The following is a 15,681-nucleotide window of genomic DNA, read 5'->3' as shown; positions in this document are numbered from 1 at the left end:
TTGGTTTGTGGTGCGTTGACCGAAAGCCTTGCTAGCGATTTTCGTCAGATAACGCCAGCGAAACCCAAGAGGCCTCCGGCCAGCAACATCCACAAAGGGTTGATCCGCGTCGCAAAAGCAAGCGCGGCCGCGACAATGGTGATCAGAACCGCGATCCAACTTTGGTCTGAGGTCTGCGCCACGATCAGGCCGGACGCCGCCATCAGACCGATCGACAGCGGAACCAGTGCCGCCTGGATCATCGCCGGCCAGCGCGCGTCGCGCGAGCGATCGAGGAAACGGCTCACATAATAGGCAAGCAGCGCGGTCGGTCCGCACATCGCCACCGTCGCGGCCAACGCCCCGGCGACGCCCGCGACAGAATAGCCTATCAAGGTCACGATCAGCACGTTCGGCCCCGGCGACAGCTGCGAGATCGCGAATACGTCGGCGAACTGCTTGTCGGTCAGCCAGTGGTGCACGTCGACGGCGGCACGGTGCATTTCGGGAATCGCCGAATTAGCGCCGCCGACCGCAAACAGCGACATCAGGCCGAAGGTCCAGACCAGCGTCGCGATCGGGTTGGACTCCGAGCTCATGCCCGCACCATGCGGCGCGCCAGGACCGTCGTCGCAATGCTGAGCGGGATCGCCACCAGCAGCACGATCTGGAGCGGCCAGCGGATCAGTCCGATCGCGACGAAAACCGCAGCCAGAATGACGAGGCCCGTGACGTCGCGCCGCTTCAGGAGCGGCATCATCATCTTGAAGACGACGGCGAACAGCAGCCCGACCGCGGCGCAGGCGACGCCGGCGAGCGTCCGGCGCAGCACGTCGATGTCGCCGTAACGGGCATAGAGCGCGGCAAGGATGGTCGCGATCACCATCGGCGGCCCGACCAGCCCGGCGAAGGCCGCGAGCCCGCCGGCTATGCCGCGAAAGCGCGAGCCGAATACGACCGACAGGTTGACGATGTTCGGGCCTGGCAGGAAATGGCACAGCGCGAAGGTCTCGTTGAACTCCTCCGCGGTCATCCAGCGGTGCTGCTCGACGATCGAGCGCCGGGCCCAGACCAGAACGCCGCCAAAGCCGGCCAGCGACATCTTGGCAAAGGCCAGGAACAGCTCGAGCAGGCCGGGCTGATGGGGCGGCGATGGTGCGGAGGCATCCGGCGCCGGGGCGGCAACCGGCGGAGATTCCGGGGGCATGGGCAAAACCTAGAACGGCGCCGGGACAGCGCCAAGACCCTGGCCAACCCGAAATCGGTGGGTTTCACAGCCGAAAGGGCCTGAATCGGCTCTGTTTTTCTAAGACTTTGCCGCTATATTGGGGGTGCCGGTTCGCCGGCTATGGAAATAAATGACCGTCGCAATAAACCATTCGGACCCGGGGGCGGTACCCGGCGCCTCCACCAAAACCCATCCGTCGCGGTGGCTTTCGGCGGGGGCGAAATAGGATCGACGAGGGCGTAAAGGGCGTGTTTTTTCTCGGTATGGTTCCGCCGACATCGGGCCAATGCAATAGTTGCCAACGACAACTTTGCTCCGGTTGCTCAGGCTGCGTAACGCAGTCTGAAAGACCATCTTAAAGTCCTAGCGGGTTAAGCTCCGCTAGGCGGGGTTCGGAGGCACCTGGCAACAGAAGCCTCCACTTTATCCCTTGTTTCCCAATCGGGCGTCCGCCCGCATTTCAGCTGCCAGCCCTGCTGATTTCCAGCTCCCGGCGGGGTAGCATGGCAAAAAGGGCGAGTCGGACGGTCCGGCGCCGCCCAGGCGGGCATTTTCGAAGCGACAGGATCACCATGGCGACCGATCACATCCGATATGACGTGCTGGCGCGCGATGCGCTGCGCGGGGTGCTGCGCCGGGTGTTGTCCGACGCCGCCGAACATGGCCTGCCGGGCGAGCATCATTTCTACATCACCTTCCTGTCGCACGGCGACGGCGTGAAGCTGTCGTCCCGGCTGCTCGCGCAGTATCCGGAGGAGATGACCATCATCCTGCAGCACCAGTTCTGGGATCTGGTGGTGACGGAGGATCGCTTCGAGGTCGGCCTGTCGTTCGGCGGGATTCCCGAGCGGCTGACCGTGCCGTTCGCCGCAGTGACGCGCTTCCTCGATCCGTCCGCGCCGTTCGATTTGCGCTTCGATGTCTCGGACGCACTGTCCGAAGAAGCCCCTCCCGCCACGGCGCCGGCCTCTCCCCTGCCCGCCCCCCCGGCCCACGCAACGGCCGAGACCGAGAATGCCGAGACCGAGCAGGAGCCCACGAAGCCCAGCGAAGGCGCCGAGGTCGTGCGGCTGGACCGCTTCCGCAAGAAATAATCTAAGCGCCGATCACGCCTCGACCTTGTAGGATGCTTGTCGGGATCGGGATGACAAATCGTCGTCCCAGCCTACTTCTGCATGAACGTGCCCTTCGCGTGGACGCTGTCGCGTTGCCGCGCCGGGCCACGTTTTGATGACCCAACGGCAAGCATCCACGGAAAGCATGATGGCTCGATCGACGATCCCCTCCAAGGCAAAGACCCGCGGCGAGACCGACAGCTTCGGTCCGATCGACGTTCCCGCGGACCGCTATTGGGGCGCGCAGACCGAACGCTCGCGGCAGAATTTCAAGATCGGCCACGACCGCATGCCGATCGCGATCGTCCATGCACTCGGCATCGTGAAGCTTGCGGCTGCGGAGACCAATCGCGAGCTCGGCCAGCTCGATGCGCGCCGCGCCGGCGCCATCATCCGCGCAGCGAAGGAAGTGATCGAAGGCAAGCTCGACGACAATTTCCCCTTGGTGGTCTGGCAGACCGGCTCGGGCACGCAGAGCAACATGAACGTGAACGAGGTGATCGCCAACCGCGCCAACCAGATGCTCGGCGGCGAGCTTGGCGCCAAGAAGCCGATTCATCCGAACGATCACGTCAACATGAGTCAGTCGTCGAACGACTCGTTTCCGACCGCGATGCATATCGCCGCAGCGAGCCGCATCGTCGCCGATCTGATTCCGGCACTCACCGAACTGCATCGCGCGTTGCGCAAGAAGGAGAAGGCGTTTGCCAAGATCGTCAAGATCGGGCGCACCCACACCCAGGATGCGACGCCGTTGACGCTCGGCCAGGAATTCTCCGGCTACGCCGCGCAGGTCGAGAGCGGCATCGCGCGGCTGCGCGTCGCGGTGAAGGATCTGTTTCCGCTCGCGCAGGGCGGTACCGCCGTCGGCACCGGCCTCAACTCGAAGCCGCGATTTGCGAAAACCTTCGCGCGGCACGTCGCCAAAATCACCAAGCTGCCGTTCACCAGTGCGGCCAACAAGTTCGAGGCGCTGGCTTCCAACGACGCCTATGTGCTGGTGCACGGCGCGATCAACTCGGTGGCGACCGGCCTGTTCAAGATCGCCAACGATATCCGCTTGCTCGGCTCGGGCCCGCGCTCGGGCCTCGGCGAGTTGATCCTGCCTGAGAACGAGCCGGGCTCGTCGATCATGCCGGGCAAGGTCAATCCGACCCAGTGCGAAGCCATGACCATGGTCTGCTGCCAGGTGTTCGGCAATCAGACCACGATCACGGTCGCCGGCAGCCAGGGCCATTTCGAGTTGAACGTGTACAAGCCTGTGTTGGCATACTGTATGATAAATTCCATTCAGCTGCTGTCTGACGTTGTCCGCTCATTTACTGAGCATTGCGTTGTCGGAATACACGCCGACGAAAAGCGCATCAACGAACTGATGCAGCGCTCCCTGATGCTGGTCACCGCACTCGCGCCGAAGATCGGTTACGACAACGCAGCCAAGGTCGCCAAGTCGGCGCATGCGCGCGGAACGACACTGAAGGAAGAGGCTTTGCGGCTCGGATTTGTTTCCGCGGATGAATTTGATCGCCTCGTGCAGCCGGACAAAATGACACACCCGGGCTAAAGCGCAGCGCGCATTGTCCGGATAATTACGGTCAGCGCGCGTGATATAATTATGGATCATAACGCCTAAAGACTAAGGTGCATTACCTATGAGCTCTGCGCTGGCGCATGGTACAGACGTCTAGTTTTCGCAGAGCGAAACGGATTCTTTGATGCTATCAGGGCATCAAACGGGGATTCGGGATGGATATCGAGCCGGGCGCGTAGCGCAGTTGCTCTTGCTTTCGTCACGATGCATCACCAATTCCGCTCTGGGGACGATGAGGACGACGAGCATGGGCGACGTGGTCAACTTGAAACGATTCAAGAAGCGCGGTGAGCGCGAACAAGCAGCGAAGCAGGCCGAAGCCAATCGTGCGCTATTCGGTCGCACTAAATCCGAACGAGCGCGTGACGAATTCCTCGGCGAGCGCAACGCGCGCGTGCTCGATCAGCACCGCATCGAAAATGGAGACGCATCATGAAGTCTCCCGTCGTCAAGCGCTCGATCGTCGTCGCCGGACACAAGACCAGCGTCAGCCTCGAAGAAGCCTTCTGGAATGGCATGAAGGAGATTTCCGGTCTGCGGAACATGACGCTGTCGGAGTTGGTCGGCGAGATCGACAACAATCGTCAGCAGGGCAATTTGTCCTCCGCGATCCGGCTGTTCGTGCTCGACTACTTCCGCTCGCGAGCCACGCCGGCGGTGCCCACGGATGTCAGGCCGCAACAGGTCGACACGCGTCAGCAGGCCTGACGGCCTCTCCGACCGTCGCCACCAGTAGACGGTCGTTCCGCTGCGCGGGCTCAGCATGAAGGTCAATCGGATCGTCGCGAACGTTGCGGCACCGGACACAGCGGCAGCGAAGTCGTTCTATCGCGACGTGCTTGGCCTCGAGCCACTGATGGATTTCGGTTGGGTTGCGACTTACGGCTCATCCGAAACAATGCAGGCTCAAATCAGCTTCGCTTCCGAAGGTGGTTCCGGCACGCCGGTGCCTGATCTCTCCATTGAGGTTGACGATCTCGACGAGGCCCTGCGCCGAATGAAGGCAGCCTGCATCACGATCGAATACGGACCGGCGGACGAGCCGTGGGGCGTGCGGCGCTTCTTCGTCCGCGATCCCTTCGGCAAGCTGATCAATATTCTCCAGCACCGATCCTGAACCAGCGCTTCGTTTGACGCGCTTTCTTGACGCGAACCGGTGCCCACTTCGCTTGAAAGCGCGTTTAGTTCTGCAGCGCCGGCCGCTGCGGTGGATTGGCGACCTGCGGCGTCAGCGATAGCGGCGGCCGCAGCGGCTTTGGTGGCCTGGCCACGCCGGGCGCCGGCTTGACCTCGATCAGCGGTGGCAGCGGCGCCAGCTGCGGCTGGCTCGCAACCGACGCGGGCGGCGCAATGGGGGGTGCCGTGGCGACCGGCGGGACAGTCGGCGGCCGCGGCGCCACGATCCTAGGCTTCGCCGGAACGCGGCGCGGATCAGGGCCAGGCCCCGGCAAGTTGGCGGAAGGCACTCCTGCCGAATTGGGATTGGATGCATCCGGAGCCGGCTCGGCCGGATGCGGAAGCGCCGTTTGGGTCGGCGGCGGCGCCGCTTCGCCGCGCTCGATGGCGTCAAGCCGCTTGGTCTCCCGATCGATCGCGCGCACCGCAAGCCACGACGACAGCGCCGCAATGTCGATACTGCGCGACAATCCGTCGGGCGTGCCCACGGCAAGCAGCTGGATTTCCGGTCGGCTGTTGGCCGTGCCGACCTGCGTCGATGCCAGGGCAGCGCGGATGTCGGCCTGGTCGGCCGGAATGTCGTAGCCGCCGGATACGATCGCATTGGCGCCGTTCGCCGCGAGCGTGGTGGCGCCGACCCGGAGGCGGCCGTCGCGGATGTTGAAGGGAATTTGCGCCGAAGCAATCGACAGCGCGCCGCTCGCGAGCACCGGTTCGACGATCTGCCGCAGCCGCGTGTCGTCGGTCGCCTGCCCGGAATCGCTGGCGCGGATCGCAACTTCGAAGGCGCGCGGATCGAGGCCCGGAAGGCTGAGCCCCTCCAGCGTCACGGTGCCGCTGCCGGACAGCGCGCCGGTCAACGCCGAGGCACTGCGGCCCTGCGTCAACAGCGTCATCTGCATCGAGGCGCGTCCCTTGGGCATCGCGAGACTGCGGTAGTGCAAGGCTGAACTGTCGATGCCGGACAGCTGCACATTGGCGCTGAGCGCAAGTCCGTTGGCGCCCTGTCGCGCATCGATGGTGGCAGTCGCCTCGCCGCCGCCGATCTTGCCCTTGATGCCGTCGAAGGTCAGCGACTGCCCGTCCGATCTGATGGTGCCTCTGACCGGCTGCAGCTCGGCGCCACCCGGCAGCAGGCCATGCAGCGCTTCGAACGTGACCTTGCCGCGCCAAGCGCTCGTGAGGCCCTGGCCGAGCGGCTCCGTCGCATCGTGACCTGCCGCGCCGATCGCGGCCGCGAAAATCGGCGCCAGCGTGATCTGATCGAGACCGACTTCGCCGTCGACGCTTTTCTGATCGGCGAGCGTCAGCGCCAGATGGCCGCGCAGCCGTGAACCGGCGATGATGCTGTCGAGATCGTCGAAGGTCAGCCTGTCGCCCGCGAGCGTCAGTTTCGACGACAGGCGGATGTTTGCGACCGGGTCGGCTGGTTTCAGATTGAGCAGCGGACTGATGTCGGCGCTGCGAACGCGGAGGCTAATGCTCGATTTACTCTCGCTGGCCCCGTCCTTGGTCCAAGGCTCCGCGGTCCCTTCGGCATCCGCGTCCAGCCCTGCGCCCCAGAGCCTTGCCTTTAGCCGCAACGGCGCGCGCCACGCGCCGATCGCCGTGCCCTCGAACTGCGTCGAACCGGCACCGGCTGCGACCGCATGGTCAAGCCCAAGCAGCGCCAGCAAAGCGTTGCCATCGCCTGCCGAGAATTTCGTCTCCGCTGCAACCTCGTTGCGGCGAAGTGCATCGAAATCCAGCGCACGGATTGCAGCCACCTGCGGCGTCGCCGAGATCACCGTGTTGCCTTTGAGCTGCGGCGTGTCGAGATCGAGCGTCGCGCGCGCGCTGACGCGATCGGCGGCCTTGCCCTTGCCGAGGTCGAGCGCGAGCCTGGCGCGAACCGGGCCGGCATCCACGCGGAGCACGCCAAGCCGCGCGGCCAGCGCTGGCGCGAACGGCTGAAACACAGCGGTCAGCCGGCCAAGCGACGCGGCGGTCGCGTCGACCGCGAGCTTGCCGGTCGAATTAGCGCGGTCGAAATTGCCGCTGCCGTCCAGCGTGACATTGTCGGGCTGACCGATCTTGACGCGCTCGAGCACGATATTCTTTGGGCTATAGGCGATCTTCGCCAGCAGCGGTCGCAACTCCTGCCCGGAAGAGACCGCGCGCCCGACGTCGAGCGACAGCTGCGCCTCGTCGGGCCATTCGCCTTGCGGACCGGCCAGCGAGCGGATCAATGCCGCGGTCGCGTCGAGATCGAGCCGCTCCGCCTTCAACTGCGCCTCGACCTTCGACCCGCTTGTCGCCTCGCGGTGCGTAACCGCGACGCGGCCCTCGAGGGTGCCGCCCTCGATCTCCGCCTTCATCGCGTCGATCGAAAAGCCTGATGGCGACACCATGACGTCGCCGCGCAACCGCAGCGGCTTCTGGCTGCGATAGGTGACGTCGCCGCGCCCCTGCAGCCAGGTCATCAGCGCGTCGGGATCGGACGATTCGATGTTGAGCGCGGTCTTGAAGCTGTTCGCCGCTCCAGCTTGCGCGCTGGCACCGCTCATCGAGACACGCGTGGATCCCGGCGCGCGAAATTCCAGCCGGCGCACCGTCCAGGATTTCGCGTCCGATCGCAGCTCCGCCGAGATGTCCTGCAACGGACGGCCGCCGAGCATGATCTGCTCGGACGCCAGCTCCAGCTGCGCCGGCATCGGGCTTTGCGGAAGACCCGACAACACCGCGCGCATGGCCGGCAGCACGCGGACCGGCTCGACATTGCCATTGCTGCCGTCCTTGGCGCTGTCCTTGGCGGCGAACTTGTCGCCGTCGAGCTGCCGCGCCGTAAGCGAGGCGCGCAGCAGCGGCGACGCACCGAAACGCAGATCGCCGTTGCCGGCGAGCTTCAGCGCACGGTCCTCTGCGCCATAGCTCAATTCGATCTGGTCGAGCCGTGCCGTCGAATAGTCCGATTTCACCTTGGCCGCGATCCGCCATGGGGGCGCATCGCCGCCGCGCTGACCGGGCGCCCCCGCCAGCGTCAGCATGCCCTCGAACCGCGGCGCGCGAGCCTCGAAGGTCAGGATGCCGTCGAGATCGGCCGACACCGGCCGCTGCCCGGGATCGATGCTGAAGTGCAGGCGGGTGCCGCTGCCATCGGCGCTTTGCCCCGAGGAGACCCGAAACGGGTAACGGTTGCCGTCGAACATGAAATTGCCGTCACCGCGGATCGCACCGGCAAGCGAGCGGACGTCGCCGCTGAAGGCAACGTCGTTCAGCTCGAGCGTGCTGCGGCTCGCGGCATCATGTAGCGCGATGCGGCCGGTCAGGTTGAGTCGGTCGATCGCCAGCGAAGCGAGGTTGAAGCTCCCGCTCGACGGCGACCAGTCGATCCGCCCTTTCGGGTCCAGCCCGAGATCGAGCGACACGCCGTTGATGGTGAGCTCGTTCGCGCGCCACTCGCCACGCATCAGCGAGCTCAGGCTGAACTCCACGTCGAGATTGGCAGCCCGAATCTTGCCGAGGTCGTTGGCGCCGCCGACGGTGACCGTCTTCAACCGCAGCGAGGGCGCCGGCAGCAGCCGCGCGTCGAGATTGCCGGCGACGCGAATCGGCACGCCGATGATCTTGGACGCCTCCGCCTCGAACTGCGGCCGGAACTGGTTCCAGTCAACGAAATATGGACCGACCAGCGCCGCGACCAGTGCAAGAATGAAGGCAATTGCCAGGCCGAGCAGCGTCGTCTGCACGGTGTCTCCCTTTGAGCCAGCTCCGGGGCAGCCTCCTCATGCTGAACCCTGTGCCAACCTCTGGCCGGAGCAACCCAAATATAGAGACAAGTACGGCGAAGTCACAGCCGGTTTACTGCTGGGACTCTGGACAGATGGTTGATTTCCCGTTCAAGCGTGCGTGTGCCGGCCCCGCCGCGGATCGCTGACCCGCGGGGACGTCACCAGCTCGCCGGCAGCCGCTTCAGCCCGCGCAGCACGAAGGTCGGCCGCCACTCCGGATTTTCCGCGTCATCGAGCCGCAGGTCGGGAATCCGGCGCAGCAGTGTCGAGATCGCGATCTCGGCCTCGATCCGCGCCAGCTGGGCGCCGAGGCAGAAATGGATGCCGCCACCGAACGACAGCGGCTTGACGTTCGGCCGCCGGATGTCGAGCCTTTCGGGCTGATCGGGGTAGACAGCCTCGTCGTGATTGGCCGAGCCCAGGAGGCACAGCACGCTCTCGCCCTTCGGGATGCGCTTGCCACCGAGGTCGTCGATGTCCTCCAGCGCGACACGGCCGGTCAATTGCACCGAGGAATCGTAACGCAGGAACTCCTCGATCGCATTGGTGATCAGACCGGGATTGGCCTTCAGCAGCGCGAGTTGGTCGGGGTTGCGGAACAGCGCCAGCAGGCCGTTGCCGATCAGGTTCACGGTCGTCTCGTGGCCGGCGCCGAACAGCAGGATGATGTTGCCGGTCAGTTCCTCGTTGGTGAGCTTCTGGCCGTCCTCTTCGGCCTGCACCAGCTGGGTGGTGAGGTCGTCGCCGGGCTGCTTGCGGCGCAGCTCGAACAGCTGATGGAAATACATTGCCGCCATCGCATTGGCGGCGTTGCCCTGCTTGATTTCTTCAGGCGTCAGCGGCACCGGCTCGAGGATGCGGCCGCCATCGCGCGAACCGTTGTAGAAGGCCTCGCGGTGTTCCTCGGGGATGCCAAGCATGTCGCAGATGATCGTGACCGGCAGGCGGAACGCGAAATCCTCGATCAGGTCCATCTTGCCTTGCGGAATGATGCGGTCCAGCGTCTCGTCGACGACGTGCTGGATGCGCGGCCGCATGTCCTCGACCCGCCGCGCGGTGAAGGCCTTGACGACAAGGCCGCGCAGGCGGGTGTGGTCGGGCGGATCCTGCTGCAGCATCCAGTGGCTCATGCTGCGGAAGACCGGCTCCTCCATGATCTTCGGACCGTAGCGGCGGATCGAGCGTTCGGCAAAATCCTTGCCGAACCGCTTGTCGCGCAGCACGAGGCTCGCCTCGGCGTGCCGGCTGGCGACGAAGGCGCCGTGCACATTGACATGCATCGGATCGAGGCGGCGCAGCCGCTCGTAATACGGATAGGGATTGCGAATGAATTCAGGCGCCAGTGGATTGAAAAGCGGCTCGCCGCTCGCCGGCTGAACTTGCTCGTTCATGGTGACCTCGTTCGCTCGCTACGCCGTTGCCCTAAAGCCTGGGGTGCCCTGGTGTCATCCTCAAGACCGCATCATCACGGATGCGGTTGTTCTGGTTCTGTCGAATGCAACTCGATACACTCTTGTATCGAGTTGCATTGTGCCCTAAAATGCGCCGATGTCAAGGGTTCGAACCAGACCGACACGGGACGACACCTGCGAGAAGCTGTTCGAGGCGGCGGCGCGGGTGTTCGAGGAACAGGGCATCGGCGGCGCCAGCATCGAGGCGATCGCGGCCGCGGCGGGCTTCACCCGCGGCGCCTTCTATTCCAACTTCAAGAGCAAGGACGAGCTGATCTTCGCGATGCTCGAGGATCACGTCGAGCAATCGATCCGGCGCAATCTCGATTTGCTCGCCCGGCACAGCAACCTGGCCGACTTCCTCGAGGCGCTGCGCACCATGGATCGCAGCCGGCAGGATCCGCTCGGCCGTTCCCCTCTCCTGCACATGGAGATGATCCTGTTCGTGGCGCGCGCCGAGAAGCGCCGGCCCGAGCTCGCCAAGCGCCTGCGCGCGCGGCGCAAGCTGATCGCCGACATCGTCACGACTGCGCAGAAGAATAGCGGCAGGAACGGCAGACTCGATCCGGATTGGACCGGAGCGATCGTGCTGGCGCTGGAAGATGGTTTCCGCCTGCACCGCCTGATCGATCCGGAAACCACCCCCGCCGACAGCTGCCTGCGCGCGATCACCGACCTGCAGCGCGCGATCGGCGTTTCGGCGGCCTGACGCGTCAGGCCGCGCTTGCGACCTTGTGCATCTGTCCGGCGACGGCGCGGACCTTGCGGGGCGAGGCCTGCCAGATCGCAAATGCCGACAGCAGGCTGACGGCGATCCCGAGCAGGAAGGCGCTGGTATAGCTGCCCGAGAGATCATAGAGCTGGCCGGTGATCCAGGGGCCCGCGGCGCCGCCGGCGAGCGCAGCCAGCATCACGGTGCCGAAGATGCTGCCGTAATGCTTGCCCTGGAAGATCTCGAGCACCACCGGCCCCATCACCGAAGTCAGGCCATAGCCGAGCGCGCCCTGGGTAAACACCATGAGATAGATCAACGCCATGCTCGGCCAGTATTTCAGCGCGGCGAGCGCGGCGAAGCAGATCACGAAGCCGAAGCAGGAGATCGCCCACACCCATTCCCGGCCGATGCGATCGGAAAGATGCCCGAGCCAGATCTGGCCGGGAATGCCGAGCAGGCTGACGACGCCAAGCGCCCAGACCCCGACATTGGAGCTGAAGCCGATGTCGAGCAGGAATTTGGTCTGATGCACCTGCACCGCGTACCAGATGTACAGGCCGCAGAAATAGCCGATCGCGATCCACCAGAACCGCGCGGTGCGCAGCGCACGCGACAGCGTCCAGTCTGTGCCAGCCCACACGGGGTCGACGATATTCGATGCCGGCCTGGCCGACGTCGCCGTCGGCGCGGCATCGCCGTCCGGCTGCAGACCGATGTCCTCCGGCCGCTTGTGCAGCAAGAGATTGATCGGCGCCAGCACGACCAGCACCACGATCCCCATTGCGGTGCAGGCGGTGCGCCAACCGGTGTGCTCGATCATGTGCTGCACCCACGGCAGCAGCGTCACCGAGCCGATGCCGACGCCGGCAAAGGCGAGCCCGATCGCAAGTCCGCGGCGGCGGAGGAACCAGTTCGGCACGAACAGCGATTGTCCGGAATAGCCGAGGCAGACGCTGCCAGCGCCGACCAGCACGCCGATCGTGAGATAGAGGTGCCAGGGCTGCGTCGTCAGCGGCGCCAGCAGTAGTCCCGAGCCCATCAAGAGGACGCCAAGCTCCATCACCGCGCGCGGACCGCCGCGGTCCATCAACCGGCCGATCAGCGGACTTGCGATCGCCGAGGCGACAAAGCCGAACGAGAAAGCGCCCGCCGTAATGCCGCGCTCCCAGCCGAATTCCGAGATGATCGGCGGATAGAACAGCGAGAACGCCGTACGCGCGTTGACGCCGATCGCCATGGTGACGAAGGTCACCGCGACGATGATCCAGCCGTAGAAAAAGGGAAGTCGCATCGGAGGCAGCAGTCCATCCGCAACGGAACAGGCTGGACCGGCGCCGTAGCGGACTTTGGGCAGCCGGCAGCAGGCGCTGCCACCAGCCAGATTTCAGGACGACCTGGAGACAGAAGCGCCGACGCATCCGTCGGCCCTTGCCGCCACAATCAACCGCCGTGACCGCCTCGTCAACGCTTGCGCGGACGCTTGGCCGCCTTTTTGGCTGCCTTCTTCTTGCTAACGGCCTTCTTCTTGCCGGCGCGCTTCCCGCCGCCTGATTTGGTGCGCCTGAACGTTGGCCTCCGGAGCGAAAGCTCGGGCCAGGCGATCGGCTGTTCACCGTTGTCCGGGTCGCTGTCGCCGGGCGGATCTTCGGCGCTGTCATCCATCGGCCCCTGCACGACCAGATGGACAAGATAGGCGGTGCCGGCCCCATTCAGGTAGTTCGCGAGCGGCTCGTTATTGCTCGGAAACAGATGCGGATGGGTCACCACGCTGTTTTCCTCGACCGAGAACTTCACCGCCTTGATCACGGTTCGGGTCATCGCGTCGCCCAGGATCTTCTTGATCGCGTCCTGCGTCTCCTGAGGCAGCACATGGTGGAGGAAGAAGAACCATTTCCGCTTGGCATCATCCTTCCCGTAATCCTTGCTCGGATAGGCACCGATGCGGAACGCCACGCGCCGTAACCTATGGCTCGGATCAAACAACTTTTCTTTCTTGTTGTGCTTGCGAAGAGTAGTCAGATCCTTGCCGCTGAAGAGTTCATTCAGCCGGTCCACGATTTCAGCGTCGGGACCGCTGCCGACGGGAAGTAGCGCACCCATTTGTCGTCTCCCTTTGTGCAATTTGATTCAGTCGTAAAAACTTGGACAGATAGCACCGCGGAATTGCCGGCGCGGCCTCCGGTCGAACCAGTACATGTTTGCGCCTTGGCCAATGATCGGCCCAGCACACGCTTGGACCGCGCTTGCGAGCTCCCAGGCCGCAGGCGGCAAGCGCCGTCAATTGCTCGATGCTCGATACCGCGCGCTCAATCGAGAGCGTGCGCCCGGTCTGCTTGCGCAGCCGGGCTGCGCCCTTGGCGAGAATCCAGCGGTCCGCCGCGCACTCGCAACCGAGCTCGGAATTGGCGGCGAGCCGACCGCCTTTCGACAGATGGTGTCCGACCTCGTGCAGCAGGGCGAAAACCAGGCCGTCCGCGTTCATCGCCGCGTGGTAAGCCAGTCCGCCATAGATCCGCACGACGCGATCGTCGCCACGAATGAAGGCCTGAGCATTGACGGTCGCGCTTCCTTCGTCGAGTTCGAAAAGCAGATCGGGAAACGCACGCCTGAAATCGGCCAGGATGTCGCAAAGGAGCGCGTCCCTGCACGCGCGGGCGCTTCCTTTGCCGACCGGTTCGCCCGTCACATTCGCGAACAACATGAGATCATCCGAATGGGATCAGAACAATTTCACTCGCAACTCAAATATTATTGGCTTCGTTCGAACTTCGATTCGCTTTGACCGTCTTTCCCGCGCCACCGACAAAGGGCGCGAAGATCATCGCGCCGGTCTCGTGAAGCAGCGCGGTCGCGCGGTCCAGTTCCTTCGTGCCCTCCTCGGCCTCACCGCTGCGCCCGGAGCGCAGCAGCAGATCGGCGCGAACCGACCGGGCAAGGCATTCCGGAATGCGCGCGTGCCGCTTGACCGCAACCGCAATCGCCTCGTCAACGGCGGACAACGCTGCGGCCGCATCTCCCTTCCGTCGATACGCGTTCGCCAGATCGGCGAGAATCCGCGCTTCGTTTTCGAGGCCGGCCTTGCGGGTTCGCGCGAAGTCGAGCGCGGCCGTCAGATCCTCGATCGATGATGTGATCCGGCCTGCCACCATATGGGACAGGCCGCGACTGGCCTGCGCGTAGACGCGCAAATATGGATTGCCGCTTTTGACCGCGAGCGAGAAGGCGCGATCGGCGTGGTGCTGGGCCAATCCGTCGTCGCCTTCGGACCAAGCGAGGTCGACATAGGCAAGGCTCGGGATGACGTAGTGAATGGCATCGACCTGGCTGCCATCCAGTTGCAGCACGCGATCGAGCAGCGGCCGGGCCTCGGACGCGCGCCCCAGCATCACGAGCGTCTGCCCGCGCATGGCAGTCAACCAGACCTCGATGTCGAATCCAAGCGTCTCCCGGTCCGACTTCACGATCTCCGACGCGCGCGCGGCCGCCTCCATGTTCATCTGCAGCGCCTCCGACATCCGCCCGGAGAGCCGGAGCGCATGGCAGAGAATGGCCTTCAGCGTGACCTGGACGCTGGTGTCGGTGCCGGTGTCGGCAAGCGCCTTGGCTTCCAGCACCCGCTCGACATATTCGTCGGCCGAGCCGCCATTCGCCAAAATCCGGCCGTAGGCAGCGTGAATCAGCGTGTTGGCGCGCAGGTCCCCCATCGCGAGCGCGAGGCCGCGGGCTTCCTCGAAATAGACCTGCGCATCGGCGGCGGAAATTCCCTCGCGCCAGCCGAAATTCACGATCTGGCCACAGGCCATCATCTTCAGGTAGTCGGTCATTTGCGACGGGGGCTGGTGCGTCAGGAGTTCACGCACCTTCTTCCAGCTTCGCAAGGCCTGACTGGGATCGTTCGCGCCGACCCAGACCGCCGCGCGCATGTGCTGCTGCGCCGCCTTCAAATGTTCGCCGGCATGCTCCCAGTGGTAGGCGAGAAGCGACGCCCGTTCCTCGGCGCGATCCTTGAACAACTTCTCGATCGCCTGCGCGACGGCGGCGTGAAGTTCGCGGCGCCGTTCGTGCAACAGCGACAGATAGGCGACTTCCTGGATCAACGGATGACGAAACGCGATCAGCCGCTGCTCAAAGGGAGGCACGTCGTAGAGCAATTCGGCGCGTCGCAAATGTCCCACGGCTTCCAGCAGCTCGGCCTTCGCCAGACCGGCAACGGCATCGAGAACCGACAACGAAATCTCGCGCCCGGCAACCGAGGCGACCTCGAGGGCCCTCTTTGCGTGTTCGTCGAGGCGATCGATGCGCGCCGCGACCACGGCCTGCACGGTCGTCGGAAGCGGAATTGTGTCGATGCCGCCCTTCAGCCGGTACGCGCCCTTCTCGCCCTCGAAGTCGCCACGCTCGACGAGGGCGCTCATGAGCTCTTCCAGGAAGAACGGATTGCCGTGCGCGCGCTCGACGATATTCCGGCTCAACAACGCCAGAGACGGGTCGGTACCAAAATGATCGCGCAAGATCGATTGCGCCTCCGCGGGCCCAAGCGGAGCCATATTGATCTGCCGGTAATGCGACCGCTGCATCAGCGGCGCGCTCAATCCGGCCCTGAAATTGACCAGCAGCATCGTCGTGGTTCCGACCACGGCGTCGGCAAGGGCCTCG

14 protein-coding genes and 1 other RNA gene are annotated in these 15,681 nt (G+C 64.6%); 7 read left to right on the top strand and 8 right to left on the bottom strand.

Translation table 11 applies throughout. The features are described 5' to 3' along the window. Positions 1–44: 44 nt before the first annotated feature. Complete coding sequence (locus AKL29_RS20790; protein WP_050385428.1) at positions 45–578, bottom strand: chromate transporter; 534 nt, start codon at positions 576–578, stop codon at positions 45–47. Further along, a complete protein-coding gene (locus AKL29_RS20785; RefSeq protein WP_050385427.1) occupies positions 575–1,186 on the bottom strand; it encodes a chromate transporter in 612 nt (203 codons plus the stop codon). Before AKL29_RS20785 ends, AKL29_RS20790 begins: the two co-directional genes overlap by 4 nt. An 88-nt stretch (positions 1,187–1,274) precedes the next feature. On the opposite strand from AKL29_RS20785, the gene ssrA reads away from it, so the two are divergent. The 6 genes from ssrA (at position 1,275) to AKL29_RS20760 (ending at position 5,030) form a co-directional block, all read left to right on the top strand. Then, positions 1,275–1,630: a transfer-messenger RNA gene (gene ssrA / locus AKL29_RS39875) on the top strand. 149 nt (positions 1,631–1,779) lie between these two features. Continuing rightward, positions 1,780–2,301 carry an SspB family protein gene (locus AKL29_RS20780; protein WP_050385426.1) on the top strand — a complete coding sequence of 174 codons (522 nt, stop codon included), beginning with the start codon at positions 1,780–1,782 and terminating at the stop codon, positions 2,299–2,301. Between the two features lie 166 nt (positions 2,302–2,467). Next, the gene (fumC, locus tag AKL29_RS20775) at positions 2,468–3,886 is read left to right on the top strand and encodes a class II fumarate hydratase (RefSeq protein ID WP_167350411.1); all 1,419 of its coding nucleotides are present in this window, start codon (positions 2,468–2,470) and stop codon (positions 3,884–3,886) included. A gap of 274 nt (positions 3,887–4,160) precedes the next feature. After that, a complete protein-coding gene (locus AKL29_RS20770) occupies positions 4,161–4,349 on the top strand; it encodes a DUF4169 family protein (RefSeq protein ID WP_016841076.1) in 189 nt (62 codons plus the stop codon). Beyond that, the gene (locus tag AKL29_RS20765) at positions 4,346–4,621 is read left to right on the top strand and encodes a ribbon-helix-helix domain-containing protein (RefSeq protein ID WP_024580116.1); all 276 of its coding nucleotides are present in this window, start codon (positions 4,346–4,348) and stop codon (positions 4,619–4,621) included. Before AKL29_RS20770 ends, AKL29_RS20765 begins: the two co-directional genes overlap by 4 nt. Before the next feature lie 55 nt (positions 4,622–4,676). Then, a complete protein-coding gene (locus AKL29_RS20760) occupies positions 4,677–5,030 on the top strand; it encodes a VOC family protein (RefSeq protein ID WP_028332496.1) in 354 nt (117 codons plus the stop codon). A gap of 64 nt (positions 5,031–5,094) precedes the next feature. On the opposite strand, the gene AKL29_RS20755 is transcribed toward AKL29_RS20760, so the two are convergent. Next, positions 5,095–8,817, bottom strand: a complete 3,723-nt coding sequence (locus AKL29_RS20755; protein ID WP_050385425.1) for an AsmA family protein — start codon at positions 8,815–8,817, stop codon at positions 5,095–5,097. Between the two features lie 200 nt (positions 8,818–9,017). Continuing rightward, positions 9,018–10,250 (bottom strand): cytochrome P450, encoded by a 1,233-nt coding sequence (locus AKL29_RS20750; RefSeq protein WP_050385424.1) that lies wholly within the window; start codon positions 10,248–10,250, stop codon positions 9,018–9,020. A gap of 157 nt (positions 10,251–10,407) precedes the next feature. Between AKL29_RS20750 and AKL29_RS20745 the strand changes: the two genes are divergently transcribed. Next, complete coding sequence (locus tag AKL29_RS20745) at positions 10,408–11,019, top strand: TetR/AcrR family transcriptional regulator (protein ID WP_050385423.1); 612 nt, start codon at positions 10,408–10,410, stop codon at positions 11,017–11,019. Positions 11,020–11,023: 4 nt separating this feature from the next. Here AKL29_RS20745 and AKL29_RS20740 read toward each other — a convergent pair whose 3' ends face one another. The 4 genes from AKL29_RS20740 to AKL29_RS45190 all read right to left on the bottom strand — a co-directional run bounded on the left by AKL29_RS20740 (position 11,024) and on the right by AKL29_RS45190 (position 14,948). Then, positions 11,024–12,316 (bottom strand): MFS transporter, encoded by a 1,293-nt coding sequence (locus tag AKL29_RS20740; RefSeq protein ID WP_050385422.1) that lies wholly within the window; start codon positions 12,314–12,316, stop codon positions 11,024–11,026. Between the two features lie 170 nt (positions 12,317–12,486). Further along, positions 12,487–13,125, bottom strand: a complete 639-nt coding sequence (locus tag AKL29_RS20735) for a hypothetical protein (RefSeq protein ID WP_028332501.1) — start codon at positions 13,123–13,125, stop codon at positions 12,487–12,489. Next, positions 13,085–13,726, bottom strand: a complete 642-nt coding sequence (locus AKL29_RS20730) for a hypothetical protein (protein ID WP_050385421.1) — start codon at positions 13,724–13,726, stop codon at positions 13,085–13,087. The genes AKL29_RS20735 and AKL29_RS20730 overlap by 41 nt, the downstream gene beginning before the upstream one ends. 40 nt (positions 13,727–13,766) lie before the next feature. After that, a complete protein-coding gene (locus AKL29_RS45190; RefSeq protein ID WP_244482241.1) occupies positions 13,767–14,948 on the bottom strand; it encodes a hypothetical protein in 1,182 nt (393 codons plus the stop codon). Between the last annotated feature and the right edge of the window lie 733 nt (positions 14,949–15,681).

Origin of the sequence: Bradyrhizobium pachyrhizi (genome assembly GCF_001189245.1) — a bacterium.
GTDB lineage: Bacteria > Pseudomonadota > Alphaproteobacteria > Rhizobiales > Xanthobacteraceae > Bradyrhizobium > Bradyrhizobium pachyrhizi.
The sequence above is the reverse complement of the archived record's forward strand: the minus strand, read 5'-3'. Positions and strand labels throughout refer to the sequence as shown.

Excerpts from the sequence above, each read along its gene's own strand:
- AKL29_RS20765 (WP_024580116.1), top strand. The coding sequence starts at position 4,346 with ATGAAGTCTCCCGTCGTCAAGCGCTCGATCGTCGTCGCCGGACACAAG.
- AKL29_RS20750 (WP_050385424.1), bottom strand. The coding sequence starts at position 10,250 with ATGAACGAGCAAGTTCAGCCGGCGAGCGGCGAGCCGCTTTTCAATCCA.
- AKL29_RS20740 (WP_050385422.1), bottom strand. The coding sequence starts at position 12,316 with ATGCGACTTCCCTTTTTCTACGGCTGGATCATCGTCGCGGTGACCTTC.
- AKL29_RS20735 (WP_028332501.1), bottom strand. The coding sequence starts at position 13,125 with ATGGGTGCGCTACTTCCCGTCGGCAGCGGTCCCGACGCTGAAATCGTG.
- AKL29_RS20745 (WP_050385423.1), top strand. The coding sequence starts at position 10,408 with ATGTCAAGGGTTCGAACCAGACCGACACGGGACGACACCTGCGAGAAG.
- AKL29_RS20790 (WP_050385428.1), bottom strand. The coding sequence starts at position 578 with ATGAGCTCGGAGTCCAACCCGATCGCGACGCTGGTCTGGACCTTCGGC.
- AKL29_RS20730 (WP_050385421.1), bottom strand. The coding sequence starts at position 13,726 with ATGTTGTTCGCGAATGTGACGGGCGAACCGGTCGGCAAAGGAAGCGCC.
- AKL29_RS20760 (WP_028332496.1), top strand. The coding sequence starts at position 4,677 with ATGAAGGTCAATCGGATCGTCGCGAACGTTGCGGCACCGGACACAGCG.
- AKL29_RS20780 (WP_050385426.1), top strand. The coding sequence starts at position 1,780 with ATGGCGACCGATCACATCCGATATGACGTGCTGGCGCGCGATGCGCTG.
- AKL29_RS20770 (WP_016841076.1), top strand. The coding sequence starts at position 4,161 with ATGGGCGACGTGGTCAACTTGAAACGATTCAAGAAGCGCGGTGAGCGC.
- fumC (WP_167350411.1), top strand. The coding sequence starts at position 2,468 with ATGATGGCTCGATCGACGATCCCCTCCAAGGCAAAGACCCGCGGCGAG.
- AKL29_RS45190 (WP_244482241.1), bottom strand. The coding sequence starts at position 14,948 with ATGCGCGCGGCGGTCTGGGTCGGCGCGAACGATCCCAGTCAGGCCTTG.
- AKL29_RS20785 (WP_050385427.1), bottom strand. The coding sequence starts at position 1,186 with ATGCCCCCGGAATCTCCGCCGGTTGCCGCCCCGGCGCCGGATGCCTCC.